This window comes from Parvularculales bacterium (assembly GCA_036881865.1).
GTDB lineage: Bacteria > Pseudomonadota > Alphaproteobacteria > JAPOUT01 > JBAJNM01 > JBAJNM01.
Window position 1 is genome coordinate 1 of the sequence record JBAJNM010000087.1, and the last position, 10,682, is coordinate 10,682.

Annotated in this window: 8 protein-coding genes and 1 tRNA gene; 7 read left to right on the top strand and 2 right to left on the bottom strand. The window is 47.1% G+C overall.

Annotated features, from left to right (window positions below; translation table 11 throughout):
• The coding region (locus V6Z81_11330; protein MEG9863059.1) for a rhomboid family intramembrane serine protease at positions 1–586 on the bottom strand (586 nt) is incomplete at its 3' end.
• An 85-nt stretch (positions 587–671) separates the two neighbouring features.
• Here V6Z81_11330 and V6Z81_11335 point away from each other — a divergent pair.
• The 4 genes from V6Z81_11335 to V6Z81_11350 all read left to right on the top strand — a co-directional run bounded on the left by V6Z81_11335 (position 672) and on the right by V6Z81_11350 (position 5,647).
• Positions 672–756 (top strand) — tRNA-Leu (locus tag V6Z81_11335).
• 333 nt (positions 757–1,089) lie between these two features.
• Entirely contained in the window at positions 1,090–2,319 is a 1,230-nt protein-coding gene (locus V6Z81_11340; protein ID MEG9863060.1) for an integrase arm-type DNA-binding domain-containing protein, read from the top strand.
• Between the two features lie 553 nt (positions 2,320–2,872).
• Positions 2,873–5,281 carry an FAD-dependent oxidoreductase gene (locus tag V6Z81_11345; GenBank protein MEG9863061.1) on the top strand — a complete coding sequence of 803 codons (2,409 nt, stop codon included), beginning with the start codon at positions 2,873–2,875 and terminating at the stop codon, positions 5,279–5,281.
• A 75-nt stretch (positions 5,282–5,356) separates the two neighbouring features.
• Positions 5,357–5,647 carry a hypothetical protein gene (locus V6Z81_11350; protein MEG9863062.1) on the top strand — a complete coding sequence of 97 codons (291 nt, stop codon included), beginning with the start codon at positions 5,357–5,359 and terminating at the stop codon, positions 5,645–5,647.
• Here the strand turns inward: V6Z81_11350 and V6Z81_11355 are convergent.
• Positions 5,642–6,541, bottom strand: a complete 900-nt coding sequence (locus tag V6Z81_11355; GenBank protein ID MEG9863063.1) for a LysR family transcriptional regulator — start codon at positions 6,539–6,541, stop codon at positions 5,642–5,644. The two genes, V6Z81_11350 and V6Z81_11355, sit on opposite strands and share 6 nt — an antisense overlap.
• A 325-nt stretch (positions 6,542–6,866) precedes the next feature.
• Here V6Z81_11355 and torT point away from each other — a divergent pair, with 325 nt between their 5' ends.
• The 3 genes from torT to V6Z81_11370 are packed head-to-tail and all read left to right on the top strand — an operon-like array spanning position 6,867 to position 10,508.
• Positions 6,867–7,958, top strand: a complete 1,092-nt coding sequence (gene torT, locus V6Z81_11360) for a TMAO reductase system periplasmic protein TorT (GenBank protein MEG9863064.1) — start codon at positions 6,867–6,869, stop codon at positions 7,956–7,958.
• A 31-nt stretch (positions 7,959–7,989) separates the two neighbouring features.
• Positions 7,990–9,501 (top strand): sugar ABC transporter ATP-binding protein, encoded by a 1,512-nt coding sequence (locus V6Z81_11365; protein MEG9863065.1) that lies wholly within the window; start codon positions 7,990–7,992, stop codon positions 9,499–9,501.
• On the top strand, positions 9,501–10,508 hold the full coding sequence (locus V6Z81_11370) for an ABC transporter permease (GenBank protein MEG9863066.1): 1,008 nt from the start codon (positions 9,501–9,503) through the stop codon (positions 10,506–10,508). The genes V6Z81_11365 and V6Z81_11370 overlap by 1 nt, the downstream gene beginning before the upstream one ends.
• The last annotated feature ends 174 nt before the right edge of the window (positions 10,509–10,682 follow it).

A 10,682-nucleotide genomic window follows, 5' to 3' on the forward strand; every position in this document is an offset into this window, starting at 1 on the left:
TGCCGAGCGAGCTGGGTGCGGCGAAGACCTGCAGGAGGAGCCATGCTCCAAGAACGACAAAGGCAGGAATATAGATCCAGCGAATGAAGATGATAATAACCATAAAGACCCGCACTTTTGCGCGCGGAAAAATAAGAAGATAGGCGGCCAGCACTCCGGCGATGGCTCCCGATGCGCCGACAAGCGGTGTCGCATCGCCGGGATTAACGGCAACATGGGCCAGCGACGCCGCGATGCCGCAAAGCAGATAGAAGACAATGAAGCGTATGGCCCCCATTTTGTCTTCGACATTGTCTCCAAAGATCCACAGATAGAGCATGTTGCCGCCAAGATGCAGCCAGCCGCCATGCAGAAAGGTTGAGGTCACCAGCGAAAGCTCAGGCGGAATGGCGGCTATTTCGTGAGGCAGAGTGGTCTGGCCCGTGATAAGTGCCGGAATGGCGGCGTATTGGAGCATGAACAGGCGCCCGTCATAAGGGCTCGCCAGCTGAAAGATAAAGACAATGATGCAACCAAATATGAAGAGCCATGTTACAACAGGCCATGACTCAGGCTCGTTATCATCATAGAGAGGTAGAAAAAACAAGAGACTTTTCGCCTTCCTTTGGCTTGGTTATCCCTGCATCAGGGTTGAAAAAGCGTGAAACTTTGTTATGCCATAGTTTGGTGACGGGGGCATGGTGAAACTGGTAAACACAGCGGACTTAAAATCCGCCGCCGTAAGGCTTCCCGGTTCAAGTCCGGGTGTCCCCACCAGCCGACCCTTTTAAAGGGTTTGACATCCTATCAAAAATCACATATTATCTATTCATATCAACAGATTAACCCTATCAAAGGGTATCAGAGGATATCATTGAATATCAAACGAGTGCGGGTAGATTTGCGGGTAGATTCGAATTTCTTGAAATACATAAATTAATCTACCCGCAAAGTGCTTTATTATCGTTATAAATCAAAGGGTTACACGAAAGTATAGAAATAAAAAACTTAGTAAAAACAAAGGCTTAGTATCATTTCTGCTCCACTGATACTGAATCTGAACGGGGCGAAAATGAATCATATTTGATTCTGTGATCATGGAGGTCAAAATTGGGACTACTGACAAACTCACAATGCAAAAACGCCAAACCTGATGATGGCAAAGGTAAGAAGCTAAGGGATGGGGATGGGCTTTATCTGATAGTGACCGATGCCGGCGGAAAGGTCTGGCATTTCAGATGCCGAATCCATGGCAAAGAACAAACTATTTCATTTGGCCCCTACCCCGCCGTGTCGCTACATAAAGCCCGTGAGAAAAAAGACAAGGCTCGAATACTCCTTGCTGATGGCAAAGATCCACGTTTAGAGCGCAAAAAGGATGCATTATCAAAAAGAGATGAATCCGAAAATACTTTTAAATCTGTGGGGCAGAGGTGGGTTGAAAGCAAAAGACATATTTGGTCTGAAGGCCATTATCTCAGAACCAAATCCAGGCTGGAGGATAAGTTGATTGTCCATATCGGCGACTATCCTATGGCCGAGATTACGAGTAATCCCAAAATATTGCTCGATGTGTTGCGTATTTCCGAGAAAAAGGGAAAATATGAAACCACTCAGAGAGTCAAAGCTATTGCGGGAAGGGTATTTAAATTCGCCGTTGCCGAAGGTATTACGGGTGTACGCAACATCGTTCCAGATTTGCATGAGGCATTTACCGCACCTAAAAAGAAGCATAGGGCAGCCATCATTGATCCAAAGGGGGCCGGGCGCCTGATGCTGGCTCTAGACACCTATGAAGGGTCTCCGATCGTTTGCTCTGCTCTCAAGCTTGCACCACATGTCTTTGTCAGGCCGGGTGAGTTGCGACATGCCGAATGGTCAGAATTCGATTTTGATGAAAGGCAATGGATGATTCCGGGTGAAAAGATGAAAATGGGTGATGACCATATTGTTCCGCTTAGCAATCAATCCATAGAACATTTACGCTTTATCCAAAGGTACACAGGGGGTGGGCGTTATGTATTCCACAGTGCTCGATCAATTGACCGTCCGATGAGCGAGGCAGCAGTTCTTGTGGCGCTGCGGAACATGGGATATGAAAAGCACGAAATGACGGGCCATGGATTTAGGGCAATGGCCCGGACTTTGATCGCTGAGCAGTTGGAATTGCCTAGTGAATGGATTGAGGCACAACTTGCCCATGCCGTTCGGGACCCTCTTCGCGGCGCATATAATCGCACTAAGTTTCTTAAGCAACGTATCAAGATGATGCAGAAATGGTCGGACTATCTGGATCAATTGAGGGCTGAGGCTGCAAGATACTCTATAGCAGCACAATAGCATAGTTTGGGCGGTGAGTGGCTGTTGCTCTGATCGTCCTATTCTTCAATTTCTCATCTCCGGGACGGAGAATTCTAAAGGTCAGAATCCTCCTTATTTCTGCGGGATTTAGGCCCTCAGTTTCAACTCGTACCCGTAACTCGTATTCGAAAAGTTTTTTTGTTGATTCAGTCTAACTTTTTTCTCCTATCAGATACAGGCTGTTTCAGTATGATGGTGTCAATTCGAAGAATGGGTTCGGATTTGAATTAAACGCCTAAGGTTGTTTGGTAATGAAGCAGGGTTCGATTTCACATCCCACCACGTTCTCTGTGCGGGAGTTCAAATTGGATATTCGATTCAAATTGCATCTAAAATAGCATTGATTGAATTATCTGAAAGTCTAGGTCGATACCAATCAAAATTCTACAATCCTCAACCACTTGGATAATATTTCCCTAATTCTATTGCTATAGATCGTTATTTCATTGGTCGATAAGCAATATTCAATTTTTCTAATTGACTGCCTATATTTTTGTGGGTTTGGATTATCAAAAGAAGGGGAGATATCAAAATGGTTAATCGACGTGATTTTTTAGAAACATCAGCTATGACGATGGCGGCTGTCATAGCTTCCAAAAACGGGATTTTGCCTAAACATGCAGATGCAAAATCACTATCAGAAATTATTGTAAATTCAGAGTCGGATGTCTTTTATCGCAACCGGCTTCCAGATTACCAAACGCCTCTAGATAACCCTGTCTTTGGTAAAGATGTTAATCTGTTTGACTGGAATTTCACAGAACTTGTGACTAGCGCCACAGAGGGCAAATTTGGTGAAAGCGGTATGCCTGCTAATTTTAGCACCTATAATGCAATACCAGAAGGTTATATTGGAATGCCTGTAGCGATCATTGGCGCAGGCTCTGCTGGTTTGGCAACGGGCTATGAATTGATGAAGCTTGGATTAAAGCCGGTATATTTTGAAATGCAGACTGAAACCATTTCAGACGGCACGGTCTTTGCCCGTCCGTTTGGGCGTATCTACAGCTGGGATTATGGCGGAAAAAATATTATAGAAGGTGCCGGTGCCGGTTGGTTTCCACAAGACATATTAACACCCATAACGGCTATGCCAAATACTCACAATACCCATGCTTGGGGGCGCCGCGTAGTTGAACTTGGAGGTATGCGTTTTCCTGCAACTCACCTTACATTGCGCACCTACACTGATTCTGTCTTTAGGGGTGACTATTATTTTGGTAAACCGTATCCATCGCCTTGGACACCATTTAGAGATCCAGGCTTGTACAAAACAACCAACACACCAAATTCAGACCGAGGCGGTGTTGTTTCACCAAACGATAATGACACAATTATCTATGATACCGTTTATCATACCAAAGGTATTTTCAAGACCAGATCAAGCGAGAATCCGCCAACTAAAGGTGGGTATTCAGAAAGAGACGTTGTCAAGGCGGGGACAACACTAAAAGAGTCAAACGCCGCTGTATACAATCTGACATATAAATATTTTGATCTACTTTTCGGGGATACAAACTCCAGCAACCCTTATGTTGGAATATTAACGCCAATTTTAGAATTTTATTCACAATATTCTAAGAACCCATCTCAGGATCTCAGTTATAAAATAGCTCAAGAATGGCAGGTCCTGCTACGTAAATATGATAAGATGTCCTTGAGGGAGGTTTTGATTGAAGCCGGATGGCAGGATTCGCCTGCATATGGCGACAATAAATGGGGCGAGCAAGGCTTGTCACTATTGGAGATGTTTGGAGAAATTGGTACGGGGACAGGACCATTTGCGATGTTCTATTATTCATCGTTTATGGAATTGCTGAGAATTGCTCTGCAGGCAGCGGACTCAAATCAAGATTATTTTCTTGGCGGAGCTGGTTATCAACTGCAACCGTTTCTGACGCATTTCACACCTACGAGAAGTGATGAACCAACCTGTCTTTGGAATGAAACATATAAAAGTGTTATAACGGATAAAGTCATAGCTGTAGAAGCTGATGACACTGGCGGTATTAAGATAACGACTGAAGATGCTCAGAATGTTCAAAAATCTTATACATTCACAGCGGCTGTTGTCACAGCGGGCCCGGCGGCGATGCGAGCAACAAATTTGTTTCCAACACCTGACCACCTAATACCTTCTAGGGCTGTTTCATATATAAAGCGCGTCAGAATTAACAACAACAGTAAAGTTGCAATCAATTTTCCAAATTTACCTAATCAGCCGTATAGCCGTGCATTCTGGATGAACCGTACGATGGATAACCCTGATGATCCAATAAATGATTTGATAGTGACCACACTTACGGATAAAACGATTCGCCAAATATATACTTTTGACAATTATCATTGGGCGACTGTTGTTACTGAAGGAAGAACAAACACTCTATTGGGATCAGGTACGCTTATGTTGAATTATGGTTGGGATTATAATGCTCAATCATGGACCGCAGACAATGACGTTGACGCTGTACGTAAGGCATGGCGTCAAATGGATGATATTTATGAATTTGAAGGCATGTATGATCAATACCTTGAATGGGCCATAGAACATAAACAGTATTCAGTAATTGTTTGGGAGAAAATTGATGGCTTTAATGCAGCATGGAGGATGGCGCAGCCAGGTCGAGCTACAATTTATGGAGATCCAAATGCGGATAAGAGAGACCAATTTTCCGAATTTCAGTCAATGCAGACTTTCGGCATGACTAGTTATAACTTCAATACAGATAAATATACAGGCTTGTTCATCGCAGGTGAGGCATCAGCATCGCCTGGGCTTAGTGGTTGGGTTGAAGGCTCTATTCAAACTGGATTGCAATCAGTTGCAGGTATTGTGAAGTATTTGAATTCTAAAGCTCCGACACCTTTGCATCCAAATATGCCTGAGGGTTCATCTTTTGCACTCCATGCTCATCCAGGCAGAACACCACTGGACACTTGATATTCTTTTACTGTTCGGACAGAGCACTTATAAATATACAATAAAAGGCATGCGCGAATTAATTAGGTTTACAATATGTCATTAATATCGGCAACCTCTAAGGTAATTATTGATAACGAGCAATATCGGCTTACCTTATGGTCATTCGAGGTTGGCCAAGAAACAGGCTGGCACACACATGAGATGGATTATGTTGTCATGCCTCAAGTAACGGGCAAGGTTAAATTACAACACCCGGACGGCAGCGAGACTTTTGCCAATATGTCGCCTGATAACCCGTATTTTCGAGAGGCTGGAGTCCAACATAATGTCATCAATGCCGGTGAAGAGCCCTTGTCTTTCCTTGAGTTGGAATACAAATCATAGGGTCAGATCATTTCGCATAAACTCTGCAAATGCATGAGTTGCAGGTGATAATTCTGAATTGAAAGCCCACGCTATTCCTACATCCATACTCGGGACCGGTGTTGCCAATGGCACGGCTTCGACTCTCTGTCCTTCCAGGGACCACGGACGATACACCATGTCAGAAAGAATCGTTATTCCCATGCCGCTTGCTACCATGGAACGAACAGCTTCAACTGAAGATGTTTTCATGATGATATTGGGGCGTACATTGGCTTCGTTCCAGTAGCGCTGGGCGGCATTGGCTGCTTCGTCGACAGTCAACATGATATAAGGCTCTTCCGTCAGGTCACTTAGGGTGATTTGGCTCCTCTCGAGCAGAGGATGCCCGCTGAATAGCCATAAACGTCGCGCAGAACGAAACAGTGTTTCATAAGTCAGATTTTCCTGATCAGCAATATTGGATGTCAATATTACTGCAATATCGAATTCTCCGGAGACAAGACCTGCCTCGATTTCGGGACGTGGTGCTTCTATTGGCTGGATATTCACATCGGGATAGTTACGGGCGAATCTTTCAAGATAGCGCGGGAGAAAATAGCCGGCGACCGTATAGGTCATGGCAAGACGCAAATCTCCTTTTGCAGAAGCATGAATATCACGAGGGGCGTGGAGGGCTTCATTGACTGCTGTGAATATGCGTTCGGCATGACGGAGAAAAAGAGTGCCGTTCTCGGTCAACTGTAATCCGCGTGAGTTCCGGGTAAACAATGGGTAGCCAACCATATCTTCAAGCTGCTTGATCCCGCTTGTAATAGCGCTCTGGGAGATGTTTATTTCGCGCGCCGCACGGGAGACCTGACCCGATCGTGCGGTTGCGATGAAATAACGAATATGCCGGAGATTGGGTTCCATCTGATTTTATCAACTCTAATATCTATAAAAATGAAATCATTTACGAGTGTATTCCACCCGGAAAAGGGTTATCAAGGGATAATATAACAGAAAAATCCAGAATATCAGGGAAAAATCACAAATATTTTGATGGCCGGCAGACAGGGCAGGAAGTCATCGAGATTCAGAAATGTTCATATTTTTCGATAATAGTTTACCTGATATTGAATTTGCAACGATTACCAATCATAGAGAATATAGACTACCAGCCTCAAGCTTTAATCAACGTGAACCGTTGTTTGCTCTTGGGGCAACCGTATAAAGACCCAACAAATGGAGGATTATTATGAAAAAGAGAAAATTCCGTATCAGCCCAGTTGCGCTTGCAGTATCAGCAGTCATGACAATGGGCTTTTTTAACGGAACCGGTGCCAATGCAATGGACTGGTTCCCCTACAGTGTTGAAAGCTGGAATCCGCCTTTCAACATGGAAAGTCCCCGCAAGAGCGTCGATTACAAGCCGCTCGATAAAGCAAAAAAGAAGTGGGAGATCTGCGTATCATTCCCGCATATGAAGGACGCTTACTGGCTTGGCGTGAATTACGGTGTTGCATCCGAGGCTGAAAGACTGGGCGTCAAAATGCAACTCGTTGAAGCCGGTGGTTATACCGAGCTCAACACCCAGATCAGCCAGATTGAGGATTGCGTTGCCGCTGGCGCTGATGCTGTCGTCATTGGTGCTATTTCCTTTGACGGGCTGAATAATCTTGTCAGTGAGATTCGCGGCAAGGGCATTCCTGTGATTGATGTCATCAACGGCATGTCTTCGGATAAACTTTCGGCAAAATCTCTTGTCTCGTTTGGCGAGATGGGCGGCAAAGCCGGTGAATTTCTTGCAAAGAAGCATTCTAGCGGCAAGAAGGTCAAGGTCGCCTGGTTCCCCGGCCCCGCAGGTGCAGGCTGGGTTGAGGCGGGCAATACCGGCTTCGTAGATGGTGTCAAGGGTAGTGCCGTTGAAATCGTCGATACCAAATACGGTGATACCGGTAAGGAAGCCCAGTCGGCACTTGTCGAGGATGCCCTTGAAACCTATCCCGATCTGGATTACATCGCCGGCACCGCCGTGACTGCGGAAGCAGCCATTCCGATTCTGCGGTCCCGCGGACTCGAAGGCAAGGTCAAGGTGGTCTCGTATTACTTCACCCCCGGTGTTGATCGCGGGATCCAGCGTGGCCAGATCCTCGCAGCCCCGACCGATTCCACGGTGATTCAAGGCCGGATTGCCATTGATCAGGCTGTCCGAATTCTTGAAGGCGAGGACTATCACAAGCATGTCGGTCCTGCCCTTTATGTGGTGACAACTGACAACCACGGCAGTTTCGATAAAACCTCAACACTGGCACCTGACGGCTTCAAGCCGATATTCCGTATAGAGTAGTTATCGTAACGTTGAATGTGGTAGGCGGAAAATGTCCAACCACTTGATTTCCTCCAAAGCGCTCACCAGGGATTTTCCTGGTGTGCGTGCTTTGGATTCCGTGGATTTTGACCTTGAACCCGGTGAGGTTCATATCCTGTTCGGTGAGAACGGGGCGGGAAAATCGACCCTGATCACCATTCTCTCCGGAGCCATCAGGCCGACTTCGGGGGAAATCCTGATGAAGGGCAAGACGATAAATCCTGCATCGGTGCATGAAGCCCGGCAATACGGCATCTCGGCTGTGTATCAGGAGTTCTCACTCATTCCCGAATTAACTATCCAGGAAAATGTCTTTCTCGGTGCGGAAATGCGCCACGGGGCATTTCTCGACAAGTCCGGGATGAAGAAGGAATCCGGCAAACTGCTTAAACAACTCGGCTTCAACCTTGATCCGGAACGAAGGGTGGACACCCTGAGCCGGGCGGAACAGCAAATGGTTGAGATCGTCAAAGCCTTTCGCTCAAAGGTTTCGGTGTTGATTCTTGACGAGCCGACCGCCAGTCTGACAGACCATGAAATCAGACAGCTTTTTGCATTAATCAAAAAGTTGAAGAAACGCGGCGTGGGCATCATTTACATCACCCACCGCATGGCGGAAATATACGAAATCGGCGACCGCGTCACAGTATTGCGGGACGGTTGCAGGATTGAGACATTGAAAGTCTCGAAAGCCGATGACAAAACGCTCATCAGGCTGATGACCGGCCGCGAGGTCGGGGCAATTTTCCCTAAAATCAAACTGCCTGAACCAGGTCCGGAGGTTCTTGCGCTTGACGGGATAACCACACGCGGCGGCGGTGTAAAAGATGTTTCAATGAATTTGAAGAAAGGGGAGATTGTGGGACTGGCCGGACTTGCGGGCTCGGGTAAATCAGCCGCCATGCAGGCCGCTTTCGGACTTCTGCCCGTCACATCGGGGAAAGTGAGGCTCAAGGGCGAAGATGTGAGGGGAAGTCATCCTGCGAAACTGATCAGGCGCGGCATGATTTACCTGCCTGCGGACCGCAAGAATGAAGGGCTTATGATGCGGCGATCGGCCGGCGAGAATATGCGGCTGGTGTCGTTGGGGCAGCTGCCGCATCAGAACAACTGGTTCATTGACGCAAAAAAAGAAAAGCAGAGTGTTGGGTCACTTGCAAAAATGCTGAAACTCACTCCCAATCAGCCTGCACGTGAGGTTGACCACTTCTCCGGCGGCAATCAGCAGAAAGTCATGCTGGCCCGCAGCATCGCACAGGATTTTGACGTTATTATTTTCAACGATCCCACAGTCGGGGTTGATGTCGGAACCCGGGCCTCAATATACCGATTTATTGCCGACCTTGCCAAGGCGGGTACCGCAATTATTATTATTTCTTCCGACCTGATTGAGGTGATAAACTTATCAAGCCGCGCCTATGTCTTTTCACGCGGTCGCATTAAGGCCGAAGTTTCAGGCAGGGCATTGAATGAAAAAACCATGCTGACCCATTTCTTTGAAGACGAAAAGGATTGCGCGTAATGGAAATGACCGAAAACCGCGCCGTTATCGTGATCAAGAAAATGTTCATCAAACTCGGGATATTGCCGTTTTTGCTGATCATCGCGGTTATTCTTTTTGCGTTGATGTCGGATAACTTTCTCTCTGGCCGCAATTTGATGAATGTGCTGCGGCAGTCCGTTTATCTTATCATGGTATCAATGGGTCAGATGTTTGCCCTGCTTACCGGAGGCTTTGATCTTTCTGTTGGCACAACCCTTGCCGTGTCATCGGTGGTGGGGGCATTGGCCATGGTTGCCGCCTATACCGCCATGCCGGAGTCGGTCTATCTTGCCATATCCTTGGGTATTTTCGCCGGAATCTGTGCGGGAACACTGATCGGTGTTGCCAATGCCATTGGTGTGGCTTTTTTCAATGTGTCGCCATTTATGATGTCTCTGGGGATGGCATCAGTTGGATTCGGGATCGCGTTGTATCTGACGGGAGGTGTGCCTGTCTATGGCATGCCGGTTGAGTTTGGCAATATCTTCGGCTTTGGCAGTATGCTCGGCATACCGGTTCCGATTTGGGTTGTTGCCGTTATTGCCGTATTCTTGGCTGTGTTTCTCTACAAGACACCATATGGGGTCTATTTCTATGCGGTGGGCAGCAACAGCAAGGCCGCCCATCTTTCCGGCATCAGTGTGCGCAAGACGCTTTTCTCAACCTACGTGCTGTGTGCGGGCCTGGCCGCAACCACGGGGATGTTGCTGACCGCAAGACTGGATACCGGTGAAGCCAATATAGGGGCCTCAATGCCGCTTGAAAGCATTGCTGCCTGCGTCATTGCCGGCGTCTCGCTGCGTGGCGGGATCGGCAGGCTTGAGAATGTCATCCTCGGCGGTCTCTTTATAGCGCTTGTCCAGAACGGAATGAATCTCGCGCGCATTGAGAGTTATCTGCAAACGGTTGTTCTAGGTGTATTGCTGATTCTGGCAGTGGTCGCAGATCAGCTGAGACTGCGCCTGATTGCTTCGGTAAAAGGATGAGGAGGGGCGGATGAAGTGTGATTTGAATTGCGATATGGGTGAAGGATTCGGGCTTTATAAAATTGCTGATGATGCCGGGATCATGCCGCATATCACACAGGCCAATGTTGCCTGCGGGTATCATGCCTCTGATCCTAATCACATGCGAGACACCGTGGAACTTGCAAAGAAACA

Coding starts and splice junctions, on each gene's coding strand:
- V6Z81_11345 (MEG9863061.1), top strand. CDS start 2,873: ATGGTTAATCGACGTGATTTTTTAGAAACATCAGCTATGACGATGGCG.
- V6Z81_11370 (MEG9863066.1), top strand. CDS start 9,501: ATGGAAATGACCGAAAACCGCGCCGTTATCGTGATCAAGAAAATGTTC.
- V6Z81_11350 (MEG9863062.1), top strand. CDS start 5,357: ATGTCATTAATATCGGCAACCTCTAAGGTAATTATTGATAACGAGCAA.
- V6Z81_11355 (MEG9863063.1), bottom strand. CDS start 6,541: ATGGAACCCAATCTCCGGCATATTCGTTATTTCATCGCAACCGCACGA.
- torT (MEG9863064.1), top strand. CDS start 6,867: ATGAAAAAGAGAAAATTCCGTATCAGCCCAGTTGCGCTTGCAGTATCA.
- V6Z81_11365 (MEG9863065.1), top strand. CDS start 7,990: ATGTCCAACCACTTGATTTCCTCCAAAGCGCTCACCAGGGATTTTCCT.